21 protein-coding genes are annotated in these 24,246 nt (G+C 62.4%); 13 read left to right on the top strand and 8 right to left on the bottom strand.

Going from position 1 to position 24,246, the window contains the following annotated elements:
* Positions 1–39: 39 nt before the first annotated feature.
* From C5L14_RS24780 to C5L14_RS24770, 3 genes are read right to left on the bottom strand one after another with little or no spacing between them, the layout of a single operon-like run.
* Positions 40–1,032 carry an ABC transporter permease gene (locus C5L14_RS24780; protein ID WP_105864751.1) on the bottom strand — a complete coding sequence of 331 codons (993 nt, stop codon included), beginning with the start codon at positions 1,030–1,032 and terminating at the stop codon, positions 40–42.
* A gap of 18 nt (positions 1,033–1,050) precedes the next feature.
* The gene (locus C5L14_RS24775; RefSeq protein WP_105864877.1) at positions 1,051–2,613 is read right to left on the bottom strand and encodes a sugar ABC transporter ATP-binding protein; all 1,563 of its coding nucleotides are present in this window, start codon (positions 2,611–2,613) and stop codon (positions 1,051–1,053) included.
* Between the two features lie 8 nt (positions 2,614–2,621).
* Positions 2,622–3,323, bottom strand: coding sequence for a GntR family transcriptional regulator (locus C5L14_RS24770; RefSeq protein WP_105864876.1), 702 nt, complete (start codon positions 3,321–3,323; stop codon positions 2,622–2,624).
* Positions 3,324–3,648: 325 nt separating this feature from the next.
* On the opposite strand from C5L14_RS24770, the gene C5L14_RS24765 reads away from it, so the two are divergent.
* The 7 genes from C5L14_RS24765 (at position 3,649) to C5L14_RS24735 (ending at position 11,217) form a co-directional block, all read left to right on the top strand.
* Positions 3,649–4,875 (top strand): iron-containing alcohol dehydrogenase, encoded by a 1,227-nt coding sequence (locus C5L14_RS24765; protein WP_105864750.1) that lies wholly within the window; start codon positions 3,649–3,651, stop codon positions 4,873–4,875.
* A gap of 19 nt (positions 4,876–4,894) precedes the next feature.
* Positions 4,895–6,382 (top strand): NAD-dependent succinate-semialdehyde dehydrogenase, encoded by a 1,488-nt coding sequence (locus tag C5L14_RS24760; protein WP_105864749.1) that lies wholly within the window; start codon positions 4,895–4,897, stop codon positions 6,380–6,382.
* On the top strand, positions 6,379–7,206 hold the full coding sequence (locus tag C5L14_RS24755) for an alpha/beta hydrolase (protein ID WP_105864748.1): 828 nt from the start codon (positions 6,379–6,381) through the stop codon (positions 7,204–7,206). Before C5L14_RS24760 ends, C5L14_RS24755 begins: the two co-directional genes overlap by 4 nt.
* 567 nt (positions 7,207–7,773) lie before the next feature.
* Complete coding sequence (locus C5L14_RS24750; protein ID WP_105864747.1) at positions 7,774–8,796, top strand: ABC transporter substrate-binding protein; 1,023 nt, start codon at positions 7,774–7,776, stop codon at positions 8,794–8,796.
* 29 nt (positions 8,797–8,825) lie between these two features.
* Positions 8,826–9,833, top strand: coding sequence for a FecCD family ABC transporter permease (locus C5L14_RS24745; protein WP_428832655.1), 1,008 nt, complete (start codon positions 8,826–8,828; stop codon positions 9,831–9,833).
* A complete protein-coding gene (locus tag C5L14_RS24740) occupies positions 9,830–10,591 on the top strand; it encodes an ABC transporter ATP-binding protein (protein WP_105864745.1) in 762 nt (253 codons plus the stop codon). Before C5L14_RS24745 ends, C5L14_RS24740 begins: the two co-directional genes overlap by 4 nt.
* 245 nt (positions 10,592–10,836) lie before the next feature.
* On the top strand, positions 10,837–11,217 hold the full coding sequence (locus C5L14_RS24735; protein ID WP_105864744.1) for a hypothetical protein: 381 nt from the start codon (positions 10,837–10,839) through the stop codon (positions 11,215–11,217).
* A 200-nt stretch (positions 11,218–11,417) separates the two neighbouring features.
* Here C5L14_RS24735 and C5L14_RS24730 read toward each other — a convergent pair whose 3' ends face one another.
* Complete coding sequence (locus C5L14_RS24730; RefSeq protein WP_105864743.1) at positions 11,418–12,368, bottom strand: LysR family transcriptional regulator; 951 nt, start codon at positions 12,366–12,368, stop codon at positions 11,418–11,420.
* 398 nt (positions 12,369–12,766) lie between these two features.
* Here C5L14_RS24730 and C5L14_RS24725 point away from each other — a divergent pair, with 398 nt between their 5' ends.
* The 6 genes from C5L14_RS24725 to C5L14_RS24700 all read left to right on the top strand — a co-directional run bounded on the left by C5L14_RS24725 (position 12,767) and on the right by C5L14_RS24700 (position 18,271).
* The gene (locus tag C5L14_RS24725; RefSeq protein WP_105864875.1) at positions 12,767–13,552 is read left to right on the top strand and encodes an amino acid ABC transporter ATP-binding protein; all 786 of its coding nucleotides are present in this window, start codon (positions 12,767–12,769) and stop codon (positions 13,550–13,552) included.
* A 13-nt stretch (positions 13,553–13,565) separates the two neighbouring features.
* On the top strand, positions 13,566–14,225 hold the full coding sequence (locus C5L14_RS24720) for an ABC transporter permease (RefSeq protein ID WP_105864742.1): 660 nt from the start codon (positions 13,566–13,568) through the stop codon (positions 14,223–14,225).
* Positions 14,226–14,236: 11 nt separating this feature from the next.
* Positions 14,237–14,968, top strand: coding sequence for an ABC transporter permease (locus C5L14_RS24715; protein ID WP_105864741.1), 732 nt, complete (start codon positions 14,237–14,239; stop codon positions 14,966–14,968).
* The gene (alr, locus tag C5L14_RS24710; protein WP_181161318.1) at positions 14,958–16,094 is read left to right on the top strand and encodes an alanine racemase; all 1,137 of its coding nucleotides are present in this window, start codon (positions 14,958–14,960) and stop codon (positions 16,092–16,094) included. The genes C5L14_RS24715 and alr overlap by 11 nt, the downstream gene beginning before the upstream one ends.
* Before the next feature lie 32 nt (positions 16,095–16,126).
* A complete protein-coding gene (locus C5L14_RS24705; RefSeq protein ID WP_105864874.1) occupies positions 16,127–16,972 on the top strand; it encodes a transporter substrate-binding domain-containing protein in 846 nt (281 codons plus the stop codon).
* 63 nt (positions 16,973–17,035) lie between these two features.
* Complete coding sequence (locus C5L14_RS24700; RefSeq protein WP_105864739.1) at positions 17,036–18,271, top strand: CapA family protein; 1,236 nt, start codon at positions 17,036–17,038, stop codon at positions 18,269–18,271.
* A gap of 106 nt (positions 18,272–18,377) precedes the next feature.
* Here the strand turns inward: C5L14_RS24700 and C5L14_RS24695 are convergent, their stop codons facing one another.
* From C5L14_RS24695 to C5L14_RS24680, 4 genes are all read right to left on the bottom strand, one after another.
* On the bottom strand, positions 18,378–20,009 hold the full coding sequence (locus tag C5L14_RS24695; RefSeq protein WP_105864738.1) for a GMC family oxidoreductase: 1,632 nt from the start codon (positions 20,007–20,009) through the stop codon (positions 18,378–18,380).
* Positions 20,006–21,502, bottom strand: a complete 1,497-nt coding sequence (locus tag C5L14_RS24690) for an FGGY-family carbohydrate kinase (protein ID WP_105864737.1) — start codon at positions 21,500–21,502, stop codon at positions 20,006–20,008. The genes C5L14_RS24695 and C5L14_RS24690 overlap by 4 nt, the downstream gene beginning before the upstream one ends.
* Entirely contained in the window at positions 21,499–22,344 is an 846-nt protein-coding gene (locus C5L14_RS24685; protein ID WP_105864736.1) for a class I fructose-bisphosphate aldolase, read from the bottom strand. The genes C5L14_RS24690 and C5L14_RS24685 overlap by 4 nt, the downstream gene beginning before the upstream one ends.
* A 117-nt stretch (positions 22,345–22,461) precedes the next feature.
* Positions 22,462–24,234, bottom strand: a complete 1,773-nt coding sequence (locus C5L14_RS24680) for a glycerol-3-phosphate dehydrogenase/oxidase (protein WP_105864735.1) — start codon at positions 24,232–24,234, stop codon at positions 22,462–22,464.
* Between the last annotated feature and the right edge of the window lie 12 nt (positions 24,235–24,246).

The following is a 24,246-nucleotide window of genomic DNA, read 5'->3' as shown; positions in this document are numbered from 1 at the left end:
GGACCTGTTTCGTATGTCCCGCGTGGTCCGGGCGCGGGACTATTTCGAGAATCTTTGGACGAGCATGGCGATGATGATGATGACACCCTGGACACCCGCCACGAGATATTCAGAGACGAAATCCGACAGCACCATCAGATTGGCGATGAGCTCGAGAATGACGGCGCCGGCAACGGTACCCCAGATATGCCCCTTGCCACCGCGCAAGGCCGTGCCGCCGATGACGACCGCGGTGATGACCTGCAACTCCCAGAGCAGGCCGGTCGTGGGCGTTGCGGCACCGAGGCGAGGTACGTAGCAGAGCGCTGCGATGGCGACGCATCCGCCCTGGATGACATAGGCGATCGTGCGCGTCTGGACGATGGAAATGCCGGAATAGCGGGCGACATCCTCATTGGCACCGACTGCCGCGCATTTGCGGCCAAACTTCATCTTGTAAAGAACGAAGGAGGCAACCGCGGCGACTACGACGGAGACCAGGATCGGAACGGATATGCCGGCGACCGAACCGAAATAGACGGGACGATAAAGGTCCCGCAAAGAGCGATCGATCGGGATCGTGCCGCCATCCGACATATAGGTGATCAGCGCACGGAAGATGCCCATGGTCCCGAGGGTAGCGATGAAGGGTTCGATCTTGCCGACAGTGACGACCAGGCCGTTGACCAGGCCGCAGAACAGGCCGACGGCCAAGGCCATCGCCATGCCCGCTGGTATGGCCCAGCCCCCGAGATGAGGCGCCATCATGTTCATCGCCATGATGGTGATGCCGGTGATGAAAGCCGCCATCGATCCAACGGAGAGGTCGAGCCCGCCCGAGGAGATCACGAAGGTTGCTCCCACGGCGATAATGGCGATGAAAGCGCTGCGGGTGATGACATTGCTGAGATTGGTCGCGGACAGGAAGTCCGGATTGACGGCGAAACCGATGATCATCAGAGCGGCCAGAGCCAGGAACGGCCCGACATCCGTCCAGTTGAAGTCGAAACTCCCTTCGCGCCGGATCGAGGCTGACGTCATGGTCGCGGTCATTGTGTTTCCCCCTCGCTTTTATTGGGCGCCCAAGTTGGTGGTCGCCAGGAGCGCGATATTGCTTTCCGTCATCGCCTCGCCCGAGACCTCGCCGTTGATGCGTCCCTCCTTCATCACCAGGATGCGGTCGCAAATACCGATCAGTTCCTGCATTTCCGACGAGATGACGATGCAAGCTTTGCCGGCAGCCGCGAGTTGCTGGATGAAGACGTAGATCTGCGCCTTGTTGGCGATGTCGATACCGCGTGTCGGCTCATCGATGATGACGACGGACGGATCGCTGAGAAGCACCTTGGCGAGCAGCAGCTTCTGCTGGTTGCCACCCGAAAGCTGGCCAGCTGCGACCCTCAGGCTTTTCAGCCTGATGTCATAATCCTGGACCGCCTCGTCGAGGGCACCGGTCTCGCGCCGGCTGCGCATGAGGAGACCGGGATGGAACCGAGCCAGGGCCGAGAGAGTGAGGTTCGGCGCCAGCCGCTCCTGTAGCAACAAGCCCTTGCCCTTGCGATCTTCGGTCAGATAGCCGATGCCGGCATCGATCGCCTCGCGTGGCGAACGGATATGGATCGGCTTGCCAGCGAGTTCGACGCTCGCCGCCGCGGGCCTGAGCCCGACAATGCCTTCGAAAAGTTCGGTACGCCCCGCCCCGATCATGCCGGCAAAACCGAGGATCTCGCCTTTGTGCAGGGTGAAGGAAACCTCACGCGCAAAGCCCGGCACGCATGCATTCGCCACGCTCAGCATTGGCTCGGCTGTGGCGGCGCGGGTCCTCTCCGGATAGAGAGACGCCAATTCCCGGCCCACCATCAGTCGTGCCATGTCCATCTGGCTCAGTGTCCGGCCGGGAAAAGTGCCGACCATCTTGCCGTCGCGCAGGATCGTGACCTTGTCAGCCAGTCGCTGCACCTCATCCAGCCTATGGCTGATATAGAGCACCGCAGTGCCCTGCGATTTGAGCCTGGCGACGATGCCAAGCAGCCGCTCGACTTCCTCGCCTGTCAGGACGGCCGTCGGCTCGTCGAAGATCACGAGCTTGTGGTGATCGAGCAGCGCCCGGGCGATCTGTACGAGTTGCCGATCGGCGAGAGAGATCTTGCCTATGAGAGCATTAGGCGAGACCATGCAGCCGATCTCGGCAAGCTTCTCTGCCGCAAGCCGCCGCATTGTCCGGTCGTCCAGGATTCCGCGGCGGATACGTTCGCGGCCAAGGAAGAGATTTTCGGTGACCGTCAAGCCATCGGCCAGCAGGATCTCCTGATGCACAAGTACGATTCCCGCGTCCTGTGCCCGATCCGGCGTAACAAACCTTACAGTATTGCCGCCCATCGACAATGTCCCGGCAGTCGGCTCGGCATAGCCGGAGAGCAGCCTCATGAAGGTGGACTTGCCCGCACCATTCTCGCCAATGATTGCGTGGACCTCGCCAGGCATGATGTCGAGCGTGACGTCCGACAGCACGGTCACAGGGCCATATTGCTTGCGAAGGCCTTCCGCACGCAGCACCGGCTCGCGAGCGACCGGCTCATCCTCCTGACGCAACGGATCTTCCCTCTCCCTGTCGATGCCGACTGCGACGGCCATGGCGCGGCTCATTCGAATGCAGGCAACAGGCGATCGCGCGAATGTTCGATGTGCATGCGCATCGCCTCTTCGGCAGCCACCGGATCCTGATCCGCGAAGGCCGCAAGGATCGCCTCGTGCTCGTCGAGTGCCTCCTCGGTGACGCGCGAGTGGAACATCAGGCGGAAGATGTGGAAATGGGTGTGCTGGAAACCGAGAGTCTGGCGGATCAGCTCATTGCCGGCGAATTCCAGGATCTTGTCGTGAAAGACAGCGTCTTGCCGCGCGAAATTGGAATAGCGCAGGCGCTCATCCTTGCCCTCGCGGCGTGCCATGACGCCAGCGGCCTCTTGCAGAATCTTCAACCTGCCGGCGTCCATCGAGGCGGCGGCCCTGGCCGCCCCGGGCGGTTCGAGTAGCAGACGGAGTTCGTAGAGTTCGTCGAAGCGGCGACGCGTGATCTGAGGCGCGGCGCGATAGCCGATGAGATGGGTCTTCACCACCAGTCCTTCGCCCTCGAGCCGGCCGAGCGCTTCGCGAATGGGGGTCTGCGAGACGTTGAATTCCTTGACCAGGCTATCCACGGTTATCCGGGATCCGGGAGCAATCTTCAGCGCCATCAACTGCGCATAGATCGCCTCGTAGACATCCTCCACCAGACTGTTGGCGCGCTGAATCTGGTTGCCCGCGGTGCCCGTTTCGCCCGGTTTGGTCAAACTCGTATTCTGCATGCTTTGCCTCTTGACACGCCCCATCGCTACCATGATGCTCCCTGCAATTCAATCCTATATCCTATAGGATTTTATATAGAAAGCAGCTTGAGCATTTATGGAGGCAGCCTTGAAAAGCAAGAAGAAGACGCATGGCAAAATCTAAACCATTGATATTGCAGGATTTTGCTTCGCCTCACATCGAAGTGGCGCCTGACGATACCGGTAGCGACTTTGAAGAAGCCGAGGCTCCGCCAGCGGCTCGACGCCTTTTGCTCGGTCTCCGGCACGCCCTCCTCTCTACTGCCGGCGAACCGGACCCATCCGTCATCAGGGGACAGAATGCATGATGCAGTTCGCCGCCATCAGGCTGCCGCGAGAAATCCTGTTCGGTAGAGGGCAGCGCCATGCTTTGCCCGTCGTTGCGGCGAGACTTGGCCGGAGGGCGCTGATCTGCACGGATGAGCGTTTCGCCGCGACGAGCCTTTTCGCCGAAATCGTAGCGGCGCTCAGGACTGCCTCGATCGATATGGTCATCCATGATCGTGTATTGCCCGACGTACCGCGGGAAAGCGTAGCGGCTTGTGTCGCGCAAGCCGGGACGTTCGGGCCCGACTTCGTCATCGGCATCGGCGGCGGCAGTTGCCTGGACATGGCAAAATGCGCGGCGCTGCTGCTCAGCCACGGCGGCAGGCTCCAGGACTATTACGGGGAGTTCAAAGTACCCGGCCCCATGCTGCCGCTGATCGCAGTGCCGACCACTGCCGGCACCGGCTCCGAAGTGACCCCGGTCGCCGTCATCTCCGATCCGGACCGAACTTTGAAGGTCGGCATCTCCAGTCCCTACCTCATCGCCACGGCCGCGATCTGCGATCCTGAGCTGACGATGACCTGTCCGCCAGGGCTGACCGCCATCGCAGGCGCCGATGCATTGACCCACGCCATCGAGGCCTTCACGGCAGTCAAACGCGGCGGAAATCCAGATCTTCCTCAACAGCACGTCTTCATCGGCAAGAGTGCCCTGACCGATCATTTCGCCCTGCTGGCTATCGGGTTGCTGGGCCGCAGCTTGGAGAAGGCCTGCTTCGACGGCTTCAACGAGGACGCACGCGCCGACGTGATGATGGGCGCGCTCGCCGCCGGTTGTGCCTTCGGCACCGCCGGAACGGCTGCTGCCCATGCAATCCAATATCCAGCCGGCGCCTTGACACACACCGCCCATGGCCTTGGGGTGGCGACGATGCTGCCATATGTCATGAGCTATAATCGCTCGGCTGCCGGGTGCGAGATGGCCGAGATCGGCCTTGCGCTCGGCCTGCCGAGTGCCGGCCTGAGCATCGAGCAGAGAGCCGATGCCGCCATTCTGGAAATCAGGCGATTGTTTGCGGCCATCGGCATCACGCCGACGCTGGCTGCGCTCGGCCTTGCTGCCGACAAGCTCGACTGGACCGCCGAGCAGGCGGTGAGCATAGAACGGCTGATCAAGAACAATCCCAGACCCCTCGACCTTGCCGCCATGCGCCGCCTTCTCCAGGCAGCCTATGACGGCGATCTCGCGGCCTCCGCCCTTTGAAGATTCAGGAAGTAGCACCATGAATGCCGTCGACCAGGCCACTCGGCCCGATTATCGCACACTTGATTTTCGAGCCTTCTCACAAGGCCTCTATATCAATGGCACCTGGCGACAAGCCTCGAGCAGCAAGCTGATCGATGTCGTCGACCCTTCGACGGAGGACGTATTGGCGGCCGTGCCCGATGCAGGTTTGGAGGATGCAGCCTTGGCCGTCCAAGCCGCCGCTGCCGCGGCCCGGGACTGGCGGGAAACCCAACCGCGCCAGCGCTCGGAGATTCTGCGCCGTTGCTTCGAACTGATGATCGAGCGCTCCGAAATGCTTGCAACACTGATTTCGGCGGAGAACGGCAAGGCTTTGCGCGATGCACGGGGCGAGGTCGCCTACGCCGCCGAATTCTTCCGCTGGAACGCCGAAGAAGCCGTCCGTATCACTGGCGAATTCGGCACGGCGCCAGCCGGCGCCAATCGCATCGTGGTGGATTATCAGCCAATCGGCATCTGCGTCCTCATCACGCCCTGGAACTTTCCGGCTGCCATGGCGACCCGAAAGATCGCCCCTGCCCTTGCCGCCGGCTGCACTGTGATCCTCAAGCCTGCAAGCGAGACGCCGCTGACGGCCTATGCGCTTGCGGCGATCTATGAAGAGGCCGGGGTTCCCCCTGGTGTCGTGAACGTGCTGACGACCGCCAGGCCTGGTGAAATCACCTCGGCGATGCTGGCTGATGCGCGGGTGAGGAAGCTGTCCTTCACCGGTTCGACGAATGTAGGGCGCTCATTGCTCGCGGAAGCAGCCAAGCATGTGATCTCGAGTTCGATGGAACTCGGAGGCAATGCTCCCTTCATCGTCTTCGATGACGCCGATCTCGAAGCGGCGCTCGATGGTGCCATGATCGCCAAGATGCGCAACGCCGGAGAAGCCTGCACCGCGGCGAACCGGATTTATGTACAATCGGGCCTATATCACGCGTTTGCCGAGGGCCTTTGCAAGCGGATGGAGGCCCTCAAGACAGGTGCCGGTGCCGATGCTTCGACCGAATGCGGGCCGATGATCACCAGCAAGGCCGTCAGGAACATCGCACGCTTGGTCGACGACGCTGTCAAAGGCGGTGCGAAGCTGCTATGCGGCGGCTCGCTCCCGCTCGGGAAGGGCTTCTTTTATCCGCCGACCGTCCTCTGCGATGTCCCCACGGGCGCCGCCATGCTTCAAGAGGAAATCTTTGGCCCGGTGGCACCGATCATGTGCTTCGAGGATGAAAACGAGGTAATCGCCCGGGCCAATGAAACAGAATATGGGCTGGCTGCCTACATCTTTACCAGGGACCTCGCGCGCGGCATGCGGGTCGCCTCGAAGATCGAGGCAGGCATGATCGGCCTCAACCGTGGGCTGGTCTCGGATCCCGCCGCTCCCTTCGGTGGCGTCAAGCAAAGCGGCCTCGGCCGTGAAGGCGGCCAGCACCACGGAATAGCGGAGTTCATGGAGGCGAAATATATCGCCGTTGCCCTATGAAGGCGGGCGATCCCTTCCGCATTCGCGACCACGTAGCCGATTTCGACGACATCGTCTCCGATATGGTCAGTCGCAGCGAAGCGACACGGGCCGCAATTCCACTGTTGCCCGATATCGCCTATGGGCATGGGCCGAATGAGACAATCGACCTTTTCTTTCCACCCGGTCGCCGGCATGGATTGCCAGTGCATATGTTCGTCCACGGCGGCTATTGGCGGATGTTCTCGAAGCGAGACTATTCCTATGTCGCCGATACCGTCACGAAGGCCGGTGCCATCGCCGTCATCGTCGATTATGCTCTCATGCCGGCTGTCGGAATGGCGGTCATCGTCGATCAGATAGGTCGGGCAAAGCGCTGGGTGATCGAGAACATTGCAGGCTGCGGCGGAGATCCGTCGCAACTGACCGTCAGTGGCCATTCGGCCGGAGCTCATCTATCTACGTTCCTGTTCAACCAGGCTCAGGTATCGTCCGAGATTTCCGCTGCCTTGCTTCTTGGCGGTATCTACGATCTGAAACCCCTGCAGTCCTCGTTCCTGCAGGCCGAGATCGGACTTACCGACACCGAAGTTGCGGAGTTCTCGCCACTCGGACATCGCCACGACCCGGATACTTGCGTCGATATCTTGGTGGGAGAGGAGGAGACACCACCTTTCCATGGGCAGGCTGACAATTTCGCCATGGAGTTGAGACATCAAGGGCTGTCCGTATCGAGATGCCAGTTGCCGAAGCGCAATCACATGAGCAGCGTCAGCGATCTCGGCACAGCAGGCAGCGCAGCGTACGAACGCCTGCGCAGCTTGATCGAGACCCGGCGGCGCTGATCCGATAATGGATTGCTGCCACACGCTCCACGGTAACCTGAAGAACAGTGTTCCCTATCGAGGCTGCACAAACGGGTGCCAGAGCCATTTGCTTCAACTGACCGGTGAAACAGATGCCTTTCGCATGATTTCGCTGGTGCTCAGGCGCCGGGCTCGATGGGGCGCGAGAGCGTCGACAAGTTCTTGCGACGTAAGAGCTTGGGGGGAAAGCGGCGACAAAAGAAAAGACAGCTTCTTCCCCGATCACCTAAGCGTTTCTCATTCTTCCGCTGAGGATAAAAGCAAATCAAGGAGACGGGACGACTCGTGGCGTTGTCATACCGAATTCCGCCGAATGCAATGGTCGAGCGGACGGCAGCTGCCCCTCGAACAGTTTGATACATTTGCCGCCTCTTTCATGTATCCCGCCTCAAACACTGATTATGGCAACAGCAGGCCTAAAATCTCATGAGCGTTATTAGAATCTCTATAATTTAGAATACCTATAATTTTGTAACGCTAACTAGCTTTTTCTATGCCAGCCCGCTAAGACCCCGCCCGATGACGGTGTTCCTTGGGAATAGTTTTGTGGGCAGCCTCAAATCACTTCTGATTGCACTCGGCTTTTGCATCGCCGGAAGTCTTGTGAGCCCGCTTGCCGCGGCTCCCACCCGTTACCCCCTGACACTCGACAACTGCGGCGTGAAAGTCACTTTTCCGAAGGCTCCGGAGCGTGCCATTGGGCTCGGCCAGAACAGCGCGGAGATTCTGTTGCTGCTTGGGCTTCAGGACAGGATGGCGGGCACCGCCTTCTGGCCCAGCAAGGTCATGCCGCAGCTTGCCGAAGCCAATGCGAAGGTGAAGCTTCTAACCGTCGAGTTTCCGACATTCGAGACAATCCTCGCTGAAAGACCGGACTTCGTCGCTGCCGCGCTCCCGACCCTGCTCGGGCCCAACTGCAAGGTTGCAAAACGGGAGGATTTCGAGCGCGTCGGTGTTCCGAGCTATCTCTCGCCCGGCACCTGCCTCGAAACCACAGGCAGCAAGGACGCCTATGGCAGGCGGGCCGAGCTCTGGAGCATGGAGGCGCTCTATCGAGAGATCGATGAGCTTTCACAGATCTTTGACGTCTCCGATCGCGGGCAGGGCCTGATCGCCGACTTCAAAGCGCGTGAGAAGGCTTTGCGCGCCAGCATCAGGCCAAGTGATAAGGAACTCGCCTACCTCTTCTGGTTCTCCAGCCCCTCTCCTACCGCCGATGCCTATCTCGGCGGCAAGAACGGCGCCTCGGGCTTCATTGCCAACGTTCTTGGCGGACGCAACGCCATTGAGGCCGACGCCGAATGGCCGACGCTGGGCTGGGAAGGCATCATTGCTGCCAAGCCGGATGTCATCGTCATAGCCAGCCTCGATCGGAACCGCTGGGAGCTCGACAAGCCGGAAGCCAAGATGCGCTTCCTCACCACCGATACGGCGGTGAGCCAGCTTCCAGCCGTCAAGAACAAGGCCATCGTGGTGATGGACGGTCAAGCGATGAATCCGACCGTCCGTACGATTTACGGCGCCGAGCAGGTGGCCCAGCAATTGAAAACACTCGGCCTGCTGAAGTGAACACGGAATACGGCGCCGTTCGAGGCAAGGTGATCTTTCCCGGCCTGCTGCTGGGATCGCTGGTGGTGATCTGCTTGGTTGTCGGTCTCAGCGTCGGCATCGGTGACCTGCCAATTCCGCTCGACATCACCTTCGCGGCCGTCGCTAACCGTCTCGGCTGGTCGGTCGGAGAGATCGACCGCGTCTACGAGACGGTGATCTGGGATTACCGCTTGAGCCGCGCCCTGGTGGCAGCCTTCTGCGGAGCGGGTCTTGCCCTGTCCGGCGCCATCATGCAATCCTTGCTGCGCAACCCGCTCGCGGAGCCTTATGTGCTCGGTATTTCCGCCGGTGCGTCGACGGGGGCCGTCGCCATCATTATTTTGGGAATCGGTGCCGGCGCCGTGTCTCTGTCAGCCGGGGCCTTCCTCGGCGCCTTTGCCGCCTTCTGCTTCGTGGCACTCCTGTCCAACGGCACGCGCGGCGGTGCCGATCGCACCATTCTGGCGGGCGTGGCAGCCTCGCAGCTCTTTAATGCCGCGACCTCTTATATCGTAACCACCGCCGGAAACGCCCAACAGGCGCGCGACGTCATGTTCTGGCTTCTCGGCAGCTTTGGGGGTGTGCGCTGGCCGGAATTCATGCTGGTTTCCGGGGTCGTCAGCCTTGGGTTCGTGGCTTGCCTCTCCTATGCGAGGACGCTCGATACCTTCGCCTTCGGCGACGAGACTGCAGCCTCGCTCGGAGTCAATGTCGACCGGGCCCGGATCGTCCTCTTTGCCCTTACTGCTTTAATGACGGCTGCGATCGTCAGCATGGTCGGATCGATCGGTTTCGTGGGCCTGGTCGTGCCACATGCGGCCCGATCCTTGATCGGTCCGCTCCACATCCGACTATTGCCGGCCTGCGCACTTATCGGCGCCATCTTCATGGTATTGGCGGATGTCGCTTCGCGCGCCTTGATCCCCCAACAGGTTCTGCCAATCGGCGTTGTGACAGCGCTCGTTGGCGTGCCCTGCTTCTCAGTTATTCTATACCGGCTGCAGCGTGCGACATGAGCATCACTGCAGAGAATTTGATCTGGCGGATTGGAAGCAAGACGATCGTCGACGGTGTGTCCTTTGAAGCCGAGCCTGGACGAATGCTCGGGCTGCTCGGCCCCAACGGCTCCGGCAAGACCTCGCTTCTACGACTGCTGGCTGGGCTAAAAAGCCCGCAATCCGGCCGTGTCCTGCTAGAAGGAAACGAATTGAAAACGCTCGGCGCTCGGGCGGTCGCGCGCCGGGTCGCCTTCGTCGAGCAGCATGCCACGACCGGTGCCAACCTCAGCGTTGTAGATGTGGTCAGGCTCGGGCGGTTCCCGCATCGGTCATGGCTATCACGCTGGACGCATGCCGACGACAGGACTGTGAACGAAGCGCTTGAGCGCACCGGCATGGAAGGTCGGCGGAACGACCGGTGGCAAAGCCTGTCAGGCGGCGAGAAGCAGCGCACGCAGATCGCCAGAGCCCTCGCGCAAGCTCCGACGGAACTCATTCTCGATGAGCCCACCAACCATCTCGATATTCAGCACCAGATCGGTGTGTTGAAGCTCGTCGCCAGCCTGCCAATCACCAGTGTGGTCGCCTTGCACGATCTCAATCATGCCGCCATGTTCTGCGATCGGCTCATCGTCTTGCAAAAGGGGAAGATCGTAACTTCTGGACCTCCAGAAGCCGTCATCACGGAAGAGCTTATGCGAGAGGTCTTTGCAGTCGAGGCACGTGTCGAGACATCTCCCCACCATCGAAGACCACATATCCATTACTTGCGTTGAACGTCGCGCGGTCTGCGATCCATTCTCTTGCGAAATGGACTTCGAGCCCGGATTGTCCCCCTGGGTGCTTGTCCGGGGTATTTTCGAGCTCGCGACGGGTTGAAGCCTTCGCAAGGAACCGTGCACACCATCATGGCAATTTGCACTCAAAGTACCACCGCGCCCTGCCTTGCGCCCAAGTTGAATTCTGGGACCGCTTACAGCAAAGTAGCGCAGCAGGCGGTGATCTTTGCGGGGGAGATCGGATGCGTTCCCTTGTGGTTTTTGCAACGATCGTGCTCTCGATCACTTCGGCGCTCGCTTGCGGTATCGGTCCTCAGGCAAATGTGAAACTCGACCCGAAAGACCAGGCGGTCTTGATATCGCTGGGGGAGGCCATCAATGTGCAAGAACTGCTGAACGGCTCGCCTGTCGCCGCGCTTTTTTCCGAGCCCTCGGGCGTGCTGACACTCAACGCAACCGACGCCCAAACATTGTCTCGAGCCCTGGCGAGCTTACACAAGGCCACGGCCTGCCACGCCGACGGGCTCACGATGAAGAGAATCACCGAGGATGACACACCGGGCATCAGATTTCTCAGGAAGATCGAGGAGTGCTTGGCCGACGCCTGCGTCGACAATCCGTAATACCAGCGGTTACATCGCTGACCGACATGCGCCAGTCTCCGGCAAGGCCTCGCCCGGTGGGTTGATGCGCAGCCAGGCGGTAAGGTTGGCGCAGTAAAAGCAGCAAGCTCCTGTGGCTGAATAGTGACGCTGCGGCGTAGAGCCGAGAGATAAGCTTGCCGCGAAGGCGGGACAGGCACTGACCATGACAGATCCAGTAATCATTGGACGCCTTGCGCTCTGTTGCCCCCCTCTGGAACTCCCGCATCGACCTGCGCGCATTCAACCAAAACTTTAATCGTTTCTTGGAGTAAGGCTCCAAGTTTCCGTCCCTTTTGCCAGAATATGACATAATGGTAGAGGGCACTCGGCTCGAAAGGACGGACTTCAACCGGGAAGGACGCGAACTGGCTCGCGGCGAAGGTGTTGCTGCTGGAGATGCCGAGACCCGCAGCAACGAAACTCACCTCCTGGCCGATGACATCGACCTGTATCGCCAGATGAGGTTCTGCTCCCATATACCTCATGGCATTCTCGTTCATGAGATGGGATTGCATTCCCGGTTCGACATCCGCCAGCGCCTCTCCCACAAGGTCCTCCGGCCTGATGATGTCCTTTTGGGTGAAGCGGTGACCGCGGGGGCAGACATAGACATTGGTCGCAGTCGTTGCCGGGCACCAGTCGAAAACATTCCCGTCCAAAGGTAACCGAGCAATTCCAAGATCGGCACGTCCCTCCAGGACATGCTCGGCCACCTCAGGATAGGTGCCCGATTTGAGCACCATTCCCGCAAACGACTGGCGCGAACGCAATTTGCAAAAAGCCTCGGGAAGAAGCCGGAGCGAGAAGATATGCGGTGCCGCGATGCTGATCGTGTCGCTATCGACGCCCTTCAGGGATGCAACCGTTTTGGCAACCCTTTCGATCTGGAGGAAGGTGGCGTCGGTGTCGCGAAAAAGGGTCATCGTATGGGCCGTCGGAACCAGCCGCCCCTTGTCCCGCACGAATAATTGCACGCCAAGCAAGCCTTCCAAGATCCGAACTTGCTGGCTGACGGCAGGCTGGGTGATTCCGAGTGCCTTGGCGGCACTGCGCTCCGAGCCCGATCTGACGACCTCGCGCAGGATCTGAAGCTGGCGGAGCGTGATGCCCGTCTTTGAGATTTCCACCATGATGGGCTTCCGTGCAGCTGCCGATTGCCGCCTTTCAGGACAAAGCTCAACTTATACCGTCGCACAGATCGCGCCAGGCCAATCGCCTGCCGAAGGCCATAATTGGTCGTTCGAATTGAAGTGGTAGCAAACCTTATTAGCTGAACTTATCGAAAAATAATCTCGCTTATAAATTGATCTCGGCGAGCGCGCGGGCAATTCTGGGGTCGGGGACAGGTCAGAACGCCACTCGGCGCCATCGGACCAAAGCAGCGTCCTTCGCAACGACAACACACATCAAAAAGTGGTGCCGCTCCCATGCGCGCAGCAAAGGCCTTGCCGTGTCCAATAGTTCCCATTGCCCGTATCGGCGCCAAGCAGCGTTCACCGGCGCGGAGGGGCTGATGAAGAGCGGTCCGATGTTCCGACAGGCCGTCCAGCACGGCATACGCGCTGAGCGGATCGAGAAAAGGCTGGGCGGCAATGCCGTCCTGTGTGGTGTCAATCTCGATATCCGGCCAGGCGAAATTCTCTCGATCCTTGGCAGCAGCGGTTCGGGCAAGAGCACGCTTCTGCGCTGCCTCAACCTCCTGACGATTCCCGACCGGGGCGATATCTGGGTCGACGGCGAGAAGCTGGCCATACGAGCTGCATCGCAGCAGGGCGGGCAAGCCAACGTCATCGACCATCGGCAGGCCCGGCGCATTCGGGCCTCGATGGGCATGGTGTTCCAGAACTTCAATCTCTGGCCGCACAAGACCGTGCTTGAAAACGTTACGGAGGGTCCGGTCCTCGTCAAAGGGATCCGGCGCGATGAGGCCGCCGATCGCGGCCGTCACTACCTGACCAAGGTCGGGCTTTCCGACAAGACGGATGCCTATCCTCGCCATCTCTCCGGCGGACAGCAGCAACGCGTGGCGATCGCCCGCGCGCTCGCCATGGAACCACGCACGCTGCTCTTCGACGAACCGACCTCCGCGCTCGATCCGGAGCTGGTAGGCGAGGTGCTTCGTGTCATGGCGGCGCTGGCGGAGGAAGGGCGCACGATGGTGATCGTCACTCACGAACTTGCCTTCGCAAGACAGGTGTCGACACGAGCTGCCTTCATGCACCAAGGGCTGATCGAGGAAGAAGGCGTTCCCTCGAAGTTCTTCTCCGCGCCGACCTCCAGCTGGCTTCGCAGCTTTCTTGCCTCACATCGATAGAAGGGTTTCCTGCATGGACGGCTTTGCCGTGCAATTCGCCAACGGGCTGAAGACGACGGTGATGCTGGCGCTTGTCAGCGGCGTGCTCGGCATGGCCCTCGGTTTGCTCGCCGCAGCCGGGCGCTTGTCCCGGTGGAAGGCCATGAGTGTGGCCGTCGGCTTCTACACCACCATTATTCGCGGCGTGCCCGAACTGATCATCATCCTGTTGATCTATTTCGGGGGCACGGTCGCCATCAGCGCCTTCTTCGGGCGCTATGTCGAGGTCAATGCATTTCTGGCGGGCGTCGTTTCCCTCACCGTCGTCTTCGGCGCCTACACCGCTGAGATCTTTCGAGGCGCCGTGCTCAGCATACCCACGGGGCAGATCGAGGCGGCCCGCTCGCTCGGGCTGCATCCCTGGCAGACCTGGCTGCTGGTCACCCTTCCGCAAATGTTGCGCATTGCCCTGCCCGCGCTCGCGAACCAGTGGATCTCCCTGGTTAAGGAGACCTCGCTGATCTCGATCGTCGGGCTGACCGACATCATGCGGATCGCCGCCATCGGCGCAGGTTCGTTGCGGGCTCCGCTGACCTTCTATCTGGCCGCGTCGGCCCTCTATCTCGCGCTAACCAGCCTGGCGCTGGTGATCTTCAACCTGCTCGAACGGCGTTTCGCCGTTCGCGGGCGGTGAGGCGTTCCGCCATGGATATCGCACTCCTTCTTACCAGCACCGTAACGCTTGCCGGCGGCATTCCACTGACGCTGCTGCTGACTTTCGCGTCGCTCCTGGCAGGCCTCGTGATCTCGGTTCCCCTGGCCTTCATGCGCGCATCGTCGCGGCGCTGGCTGTCCCTGCCCGTGCTGGCCTACACTTATGTTTTGCGCGGTACCCCGCTGCTCGTGCAGCTCTTCATCATCTATTACGGCCTCGGTCAGATCGGCTTCATTCGGTCGAGCGTCCTATGGGTTGCGCTACGCGAACCATTCTGGTGCTGCCTCATTGCCTTCTCGCTCAATGGCGCCGCCTACACGACGGAGATCTTTCGCGGCGGGATCCAGAGCGTCGCCCCTGGCATGATCGAGGCGGCGCAGGCCGTGGGCATGTCGCCCTTGCAGATCAAGCGCCGGATCATCTTCCCGATCGCCTTCCGAAGCGTGCTTCCCTCCTATGCCAATGAAGTCATCAGCCTCGTCAAGGCGACGTCCCTCGCCAGCACCGTGACGCTGCTCGAAATCACCGGCCTATCGCGCAAGCTGGTTTCGGAGACCTTCGCCCCCTACGAGATCTTCATTGCGGCCGGCTTGCTCTATCTCGGCCTGACATTCCTGTTGACCGGCGCCTTTCACATGCTGGAGGCGCAGTTGAATGGCGCACCGCGCGCCAAATCCAAACCCGGCCGGGTCGCCCTCTCGCAGGTGGCCCATGAACAGTAATCACCATCACGGTCCGCTTCAGCTCGGCGAAGCCGCCTGGCGCGAGATCGATCTGTCGGCGATCGCCTCCAACTACCGCGCCATTCGAATGGCGATCGGCTCGACCACGAAGTTCATCGCCTGCCTCAAGCAGGACGCCTATGGATGCGGAGCAGAACAGGTAGCCGCCCTCCTGTGCGCGGCCGATGTCGATGCCTTCGGTGTGGTCTCGATCGCCGACGCCCTGGCGGTGCGAAAGGCGGCGCCGCGAAAGCCTATCCTGATGTATCCGGGCATTGGTCCGAACGCCGTCGAGCTTGTCCGGAAGCTCGATCTGACGATCACGATTTCCGGTGAAGAGGATCTGCGGAGCTGGCTATCGACCGGCATTCCGCTGAAGATCTTCGTAAAGGTGGATCTCGGTTTTTGGCGCGCCGGCGTGGCTCCCTCGGGTCTTCGGCATCTGATCGATCTATGCGCGTCGCAGGCTAATATCGTGGTCGACGGCCTCTATGCCCATCTCAGCGAATTCGGCCAGGCTGGCGCTTCGGCGCCAGAGCAGGTTACACGCCTGCTGCCTCTTCTCAAGGAACTCGAGGCGACAGGCCACCGTCCCGCAACGATCATGGTGTCGAGCAGTGAAAGCCTGCTTCGCCATCCGGAGTTCGACATGGATGCGGTGGATCCCGGCGCGCTCCTTTTTGGATTGACGGGTGCCCATGCGGATCGCCGGGGGTTGATCGTCCGCCCTGCCCTGTCAGCAATCAAAGCCCGCATCGTCGCACTCAAGGCGAGCGACGACAGTATGGGCGCGCCACCGGACCTTCCGGGATATCGTGCGGCCATGCGCCTGGCTGTTCTCGGAATCGGCTGGGGACAGGGGATGCCGCGATATCCCCGGTCCAAGACCGCCGTGCTGATCAGGGGGCGGCGCGCTGCCATCGTACCCCCCGTCCATCTCGAACATCTTCGCGTCGATGTCAGCGATATTCCCGAAGCAAAGCTCGGGGATGAAGCGATCCTGCTCGGCGCTTCAGGCGCTGAGCGCATCACGTTGCAGGATCTCGCAGATGCCTGGGACACGGACGAAACGGGCGTTGCCTGCGGCCTCCGCGAGAACCTGCGGCGGATACATCTCGGCGAATGATCAGGAACCGAACCAAGAAGAAGGGGAATACCATGAAACGACATCTGGCTTTGGCCGTTCTGGCAACCCTGCTCGCCAGCAGCGTTACCCGTGCCGAGGAGCGCAAGGCGATCACCATCGCATCGGAAGGGGCTTCGCCGCCCTGGGACTACATTGACGCGAACGGTGCGCTTGTCGGGTTCGACATCGATGTGGGCAATGAACTCTGCGCCCGGATGAAGCTGCAATGCACCTTCGTCGCCCAGGACTGGGACGGCATCATCCCCGGCCTTCTGGTCAAGAAGTACGACGCGATCATCGCCGGCATGTCGATCACGGAAAAGCGCAAGAAATCGATCGCATTCTCAGTGCCCTATGCCGTGGGGCCGAACCAGATCGTCATGCGCCGCAACCTCGGCCTGCCGCCCGGTGATACCAAGGCCAAGCTGAACCTGACGGACATCGACGCGGAGAAGAAGGCGCTCATCGACAAGCTGAGGGAGAGCCTGACGGGCAAGACGCTCGGCGTGCTGCGGTCCTCGAATTCGGAGGCTGTCGTCCGGGAGCTCTTCGGCGATATTGCCCAGGTGCGCAGCTATGACAGCCAGGAAAATCTGAAGCTCGATCTTACATCCGAGCGCATCGACGGCGGATTGGGAGACTATCTCGTCTGGAAGCAGTTTCTCGAAACGCCGGAGGGAAAGGCCGTCGATTTCTTCGGCCCCCAGCTTTCCGGGGGCACATGGGGTCCCGGTGTCGGGATCGGCCTTCGCAAGGAGGACGCCGATCTCGCACAAGCCTTCAACAAAGCCATTGAGGCGAGCGCCAAGGACGGGTCGCTCGGCAGGATCAGCCTGAAATGGTTCGGTGTCGATATTTCTCCGCAGACCGAGAAGTGATTGCTCCCCCCGTCCCCGACCCGCCTGTCCCATTTTCTGAATTCATCTCCAAGAGCCTCAGCCATGCCTTCGCCGTTCACGCTTGTCCTGACCGGGCAATCCCTGATTCATCATGATGTTCGCCAGGTTTCCGACGAGAGGTTTGCCACGATCAAATCGTTGATCCAGAAGGCCGATATCGCTTTCACGAACTTCGAGACCACGGTGTTCGGCCGACACGGTGGCTGGCCGCTGAAGGGGAGTTATTTTGGTTGCTCGGCGCCCGTGGTTCTGGATGCGTTGAAGGACATCGGCTTCAATGCCCTGGCACTCTCCAACAACCATGCTTTCGACCTGGGCCCGCCGGGCATCCTGTCGACGCTCGAGGAGGTTGCGGCCAGGGACTTCCTTCATGCCGGTATCGGCACTGATTTATCCAAAGCACAGCGGCCGGGTATCAAGACCTTCGGCAAGAGGTCCGTGGCGCTCGTGGCAGTGGATGCCGGGCCTGGGCCCGCGACGATGTATGCCGCCGACGCAACGGACCGGCGACCGGCACGCCCCGGCGTCAACGGACTCGAGGTTTCAAGGGTATTCGAGGTGGAACCATCGAACTTTGATGCTTTGAGTGGCATTCAGGAGGCGTTTCAAAGCAGTCGCATGGAAAGGAGCAACTATGCCCAGCCCCACGATCCGCCTCAGCTGCACTCCGTCGACGACATCGATTTCTATGGCACGATCTTTCGCAGGGCGAACGGGAACAAGCGCAGGATCCTGGTGGACGAGGTCAGCTCAGAGATCCATCTGTCGGCGATCCGTAAGGCAGCCACTGAAGGAGCCTTCGTCATCGCCTACCTTCATCATCATCATTGGGAACCGAGCTGGCGCGACGTCCCGGAATGGGTCCAGGCATTTGCGCGTGCCTGCATCGACGCAGGTGCGGGCGTGTTCGTCAGTCACGGCGCTCCCGTCCTGCAGCCCGTCGAAATTCATCGGGGTGCGCCGATCTTCTACGGGCTCGGCAATTTTCTGTTCCACCTCGATGAGGGCGAGGCGGTCTGGAGTGCGCCGGAGGTCTGGAAGAGCCTCGTCGCGACATGCCGCTTCGATGCCGACGCCCGTCTCCAGTCGATCGATCTCCATCCCATCGTGATCGGCGGCGAGAGGCTGGAGGCCCTGAATTATCACGAGCGCATCGTGCCTGTTCCCGCACCTGCGACTCTGGCATGCGATATGATCGAGGATCTGGCGGCGCGCTCATGCAAATACGGGGTCTCGATTTCGCTCGACGACAATCATGGGATCATTAATCAGTGCTGACCCTCCTTATGGGCTGGGAACGTCCGCCGCGCCGTCCTCTCTCCTCCTTGCGTCGCCCATGTCGCTGTCAAGCTGGCCGGTTCTGGTGGTAGGCTATTGCTGCAGCTCACCCCCGCCAAGCCATGGCGATCATGTCCGAGGCCTTTTCGGCGATCATCACCACGGGCGCATGGGTGTTGCCGGAGACGATGGTCGGCATAACAGAGGCGTCGGCGATGCGCAGGCCTGAAATGCCGCGCAGGCGCAGCTGGGGGTCGACCACGGCTGCCGCGTCGCTGCCCATCCGGGCCGTGCCGACGGGGTGGAAGATCGTGGTGGCGATGTCGCCGGCAGCCTTGGCGAGATCGTCGGCTGACTGGATCGCCGGCCCGGGCTTCAGCTCCTCCGGTCGGAAGGCCTGCATGCGCCTGGTCGCCATCAGGCGGCGGGCCGCACGGATCGAATCGGCCGCGACCGCACGGTCGCCTTCCGTCGAGAGATAGTTCGGCGCGATTTCCGGATGGGTTTGGATGTCCGGCGAGACGATGCGGACATGGCCGCGCGCCTCCGGCCGGAGATTGCAGTCGGAGACGGTGATGGCCGGAAAGGGATGCAGCGGCGACCCGAAGGCGTCGAGCGACAGGGGCTGAACGTGGAACTCGATATTGGCATCGGCAAAGCGCGGATCCGATTTCATGAAGATGCCGAGCTGACTCGGCGCCATTGCCATCGGTCCCGAACGCTTGAGGGCATAAGTGAGGGCGATCTGAGCCTTGCCGAGTAGTGAAGCCTGCCACTCGTTGAGGGTGCGCGCGCCGCTGATCTTGAAGATGGTGCGGATCTGCAAATGGTCCTGCAAGTTCTCGCCGACCCCTGGCGCGTCCAGCACGAGCGGGATGCCGTACCTGGCCAGGAGCGCCGTCGGGCCGATGCCTGACAGCTGGAGGAGCTGGGGCGTGCCGATGGCGCCGGCCGTCAGCACCACCTCACGCTTGACCGCGACACAAGAGGGCTTGCCGTGCAGGCTCAATTCGACGCCTTCGGCCCGTCCATCGGCGACGCGGATGCGCTCTGCCATGGCATGGGTGAGAATGGTGAGGTTCTTGCGCTGCCTGACGGGATTGATGAAGGCACGCACGGCGTTGAAGCGAAAGCCGGCCTTCTGGTTGACCTCGAAATAGGCCGAGCCGGTGTTGTCGCCGGCATTAAAGTCGTCGATCTGGGGCACGCCGAGTTCCTCGGCCGCCTCGCGCACCGCGTCGAGAACGGGCCAGGACAGGCGCTGGCGCTCGACACGCAGTTCGCCCTCCGCGCCATGGAGGGGCGTGCTCCCGGCATGGTGGTCTTCCGAGCGCCGGAACAGCGGCAGCACGTCGTCCCAGCCCCAGCCGGCATTGCCGAGCTGCTGCCAATGGTCATAGTCGGCGGCCTGGCCGCGCATATAGATCATGCCGTTGATCGAGGAGCAGCCGCCCATCACCCGTCCGCGCGGATAGGCGAGCGAGCGCCCGTTCAGGCCCGGCTCGGCCACGGTCCGGTAGCCCCAGTCGGTACGGGGATTGCCCATGCAATAGAGATAGCCGACCGGGATATGGATCCAGTGATAGCGGTCTGAGCCGCCGGCTTCGAGCAGCAGCACCCTGGCGTTGGGATCCGCACTGAGCCGGTTGGCCAGCACGCAGCCGCCGGATCCGGCGCCGACGACGACGTAGTCGTAGGCCCCGAGATCGGTGCGTTCGCTATCGTGACGTTCGTTCATGCGCCCTCGCGATAGCGTTTCCAGTGATCGGGCATGGCCTCAGCCAGGCCGCAATAGAGGCGATAGCGCGCCTCCAAAAGCGCCCTGTCCGGAGTACTGGGCTGGTATTGCGCAGCCTGGCGCACCATGGCGGCGATGCCGTCATCGAGCGTCGCAAAGGCGGCGGCCGCGACGCCCGCCGCGATCGCCGCGCCCAGCGCACCGGTTTCCTGGCACTCGGCCACGGTGACGGGCAGATCGAGGATGTCGGCGAACATCTGGCACCAGACCGGGCTGCGCGAGCCGCCGCCCGATAACGAGGCGCGGGTGATCTCGGCGCCGGCGCGGCGGAGGCGCTCGATATGGCGGCGATGTTCGAACACCACGCCTTCGTAGAGCGCGCGCAGCATCTCCGCCTTGCCGTGCCAGCCGGCGAGGCCGATGAAGGCGCCCCGCGCGTCGGGATGGGTGGACGCGCCGAACAGAAAGGGCAGGAACAGCGGCAGCTCCGGGTGGGGCGCAACCGAGGCCACCAGGGCATTGCAGGCCTCGAAGCCGGCGGCGCCATGCCCGCCCCCGAATTCGCGCACGAACCATTCGAGATTGACCGCCGAGGTGGCGCTCGACTCGACGGCGACATAACGATCCGGGCGCCAAGTCGAGGCATGGAACACCGTATCGTCCGCCAGCGGCATCTCGCGCACCACCTGGTTGATGCTCCAGGTGCCCGCCACGATGGCCGCTTCGCCGGGCGTGTTGACGCCCGAGCCGATCATCGAGGCGATGATGTCGAAGAAGCCGGCGGCGACCGGCGTTCCCTCGGTGAGGCCAGTGGCCGCCGCGGCGCTGGCGGTGACGCCGCCGGCCGAGGCTTCGGATTCAACAAGCTCCGGCAGCAGCTCGGCGGCATCGCCGAGGCCATAGGCCGCGAGCAGGGCTTCGTCATAGCGCCGCTCGGGCAGGCGCAGCAGGCCCGCGCCGCTCATGTCCGAAAAATCGGAGACGCGCCTGCCGGTGAGCAGCAGCGTCATCGCGTCCTTGCACAGGAAGGCGGTGCCGGCCTGGGCATAGAGGTCGGGCCGGTTCTGCTTGAGCCAGAGCAGCAGCGTCGCCGTTTGGGCTGGCCAGGGCCGCTGCAGGCAGAGCGGATAGAGGGCGTCGGCGACCGGCGAGGCGCGCAGCCCGGCAGCGAGCTCGGCCGCCCGGTTGTCGATCGACTGGATGCCGATCAGCGGCTGGTCGTGCCGGTCGAGCATATAGAGGCCGTTGCCGTGACCGGCCGTGCCGATGCCGATGACGTGCCTGCCTTCGACGCCGGCCCCGTCCAGGCAGCGCCGGATCACCGCGGCGGCATTGGCCCAGAGTTCGGCTATGTCGCGCTCGACATAGCCGGGCTGGGGCTGGCGCGACTGGCCGTCTAGCGCGGCCCGCGCCAGGACACGTCCGTCGAGATCGAACAGGACGGCTTTGACCACGGTATTGCCGGCATCGATGCCGAGGAGATAGCGGCTCACGCTGCGGCCTCGTAGATGGCCCAGGCCTCGCCGTCGTCGGCACCCTGATGGATCATCGCCATCAGTGCCTTGACCACGCGGGCGGGGTTGTCGTGCTGGTAGATGTTGCGGCCATAGACCATGCCATGGGCGCCCTGGCACATCAAAGCATGAGAATTGGCGAAGACCTGGCGCAGATCCGCCTTGCCGCCGCCGCGCACCAGCACGGGGCAGCGGGCGGCCTCGACCACGCGATGGAAATCGGCTGGGTCGCTGGTCGGGTCGGCCTTGACGATATCGGCGCCGAGCTCGCGGGCAAGGCGCACCAGCGTCACGATCTTTTCCGCGTCGCCATCGACGAGATAACCGCCGCGCTCGCTGGCCGGTTGCATCACCAGCGGCTCGATCATCAGCGGCATGCCGTATTTTTCGCAGTCCTGCGCCACCCGCGAGATGTTCTCGATGCATTGGCGGAACAGGCCCGGCTCGTCCGGCAGCATGAAGAGATTGACCACTACGCAGGCCGCATCCATGCGCAGCGCCGGAGCAATGGGATCCTGCGCGTTCTGTAAGAGGGCCCACATCTCGCGATGACGCTGGCGGTTGTAGGGATTGCCCATGTCGATGCGCATCACTAGGGCCGGCTTGTGCTTGCCCGGCATCTCCTGCAGCAGGTCGGCCTGGCCGTAATTCATCTGGATGGCATCGGGGCCGGCATCGGCCAGCATGCGCACGACCTTGCCCATGTCCTCCAGCCCCTCGAGGAAGGAAGGCTCGTTGCACACGCCATGATCGATGGCGACGTCAAGACATTTGCCGGCGCCGAACAGGCGGTTCATCCGAACTTTCTTGGTTAGATACATGAGTCTTCCCTGTGGCTTTTTTACCCTCCCCTGGAGGGGGAGGGTCGGCCCATAGGGCCGGGGTGGGGTGGGAATAGGCAGGGTTGGCGGGGAGAACGAAACTTTCTCGCCAAGAAGTCACCCCACCCCGACGCTTTGCGTCGACCCTCCCCCTCCAGGGGAGGGTAATAGAGAGACCGGAGACGAGAGGTTGCGGGCCGCCAGCGTTGCCGCCGTGAGGCCGTGAATGTGATCGAGATGAGCGAGGAGCCGGTCGATCTCGTCTTGTGTGCGGGCCTCGCTCCAGCCGAGGGCTGATGCCGCCAGCGCGGCGAGTTCGTGGATGGCGTCGAGCGAGAGCCCGCCGCTGAAGGCGATGGTCATGCGCCGGAGCACCAGGTCGGCCAAAGTGGCGACCTGGCTGTTCGAGAGAAGCCAGCGGACCTCGTCGCGGCTGTATTCAGGCAAGCCGGCGAGGCTGATATCGTCGACGTCCGGCGTGAAATCGAGCATCCGCGTGCCGTAGCGTTCGAGCAGCGTGGCACAGCGCTCTTCCGACACCCCCGTCGAGGCGGCGGCGCGGCGCATCCAGTCCCGGCGTTCGGCTTCGCCTCGCGGAAAGTCCTTGCCGCCGCCGATCGCCAGTGCCTCGCTCGAGCGTGTGCGATCGATCCCGAGGCGGGCCAGCACCGTATCGGCGGCCTGGGCACCGAAGGCACGGAATGTCGTCCACTTGCCGCCGACGAGGTTGAGGACGGGGACTGCCCCCGGAGGCGTCGACCATTCGCAGCTGTGGTCGCGCGAGATCTCGGCATTCACATTCGCATCGGCCCGGGGCAGAGGACGCACGCCCGCGAAGCGGAACAGGATATCGGCTTCCGACAGGGCGATGCCGGGAAAGACCTCGCGGATCGAGTCCAGGATATAGGCGGTTTCGCTCGCCTCGCAGCGTACGCCGTCGGGTGTGTCGACACGGATGTCGGTCGATCCGGCGAGGATATGGCCGAAATGGGCGAACAGGATGCACACGCGACCTTCGCGGTTGGCGAAATAGACCATGCGCTCGCCGATGGCCTCGAGGAGGGCGGGGCTGTCGAGGACGAGATGCGACCCCTTAGTGCCGCCGATCAGCGTGGTCTGCCGCCCCGAGAGCAGGGCGTTGGTCTGGTCGATCCAGGCTCCGCTGGCATTGACGACGACATCGGCGGCCAAGGGGATGCGCTCGCCGGTCAGGCTGTCGGTGAGCTCTGCGATCGTGCCATCCAGGCTGGTGAGGCCGAGATGGTTGAGCGCGAACGCCTCGGATGAGGCCGCCTCGGCATCAGCGATCAGTTCGAGGCCGAGCTGCTCCGGCCGGCTGATCTTGGCGTCGTGATAAAGCGCGGCATAGTTGATGTCGGGATGGAAGTCGGGCCAGTTCAGGCGGGTGGCACGGCGGCCGAAAAAACGGCTCTGCGGCAATTGGCGCTCGCGGCGCGCATAGAAATCATAGAGGGCGAGTCCCAGCCTCACGATCAGGGCGCCGCGCGGTCCCGGCTTCGGCCGCCCGCCGAAAAACCGGCGCGCCGCCGACACCATGCCGGAGAAACGATCGCCCAGCGGGACAAGGGTCGGCAGGGCGCTGACATAATGCGGCGCGTTGCGCAGCAGGCGGTTGCGCTCCAGCAGGGACTCCTTCACCAGCCCGAATTCGCCATTCTCCAGATAGCGCAGCCCGCCATGGATCATGCGGGATGGCGCCGCGCTGGCCCCGCTCATGAAATCCCCGCGCTCAACGAGCACGACGTCGATCCCCTGCAAAGCGAGCTCGCGAAAGGTGCTGATGCCGTTGATGCCGCCGCCGACGACGAGGACCGTGGCACGGTCCTTCGCGCGCAACCTGTCGAGCCGTTCCGCCCGGGTGAGCGTCATGCCTGCAACTCC

The sequence above is a fragment of the Labrys okinawensis genome (genome assembly GCF_002982075.1).
GTDB lineage: Bacteria > Pseudomonadota > Alphaproteobacteria > Rhizobiales > Labraceae > Labrys > Labrys okinawensis_A.
The sequence above is the reverse complement of the archived record's forward strand: the minus strand, read 5'-3'. Positions and strand labels throughout refer to the sequence as shown.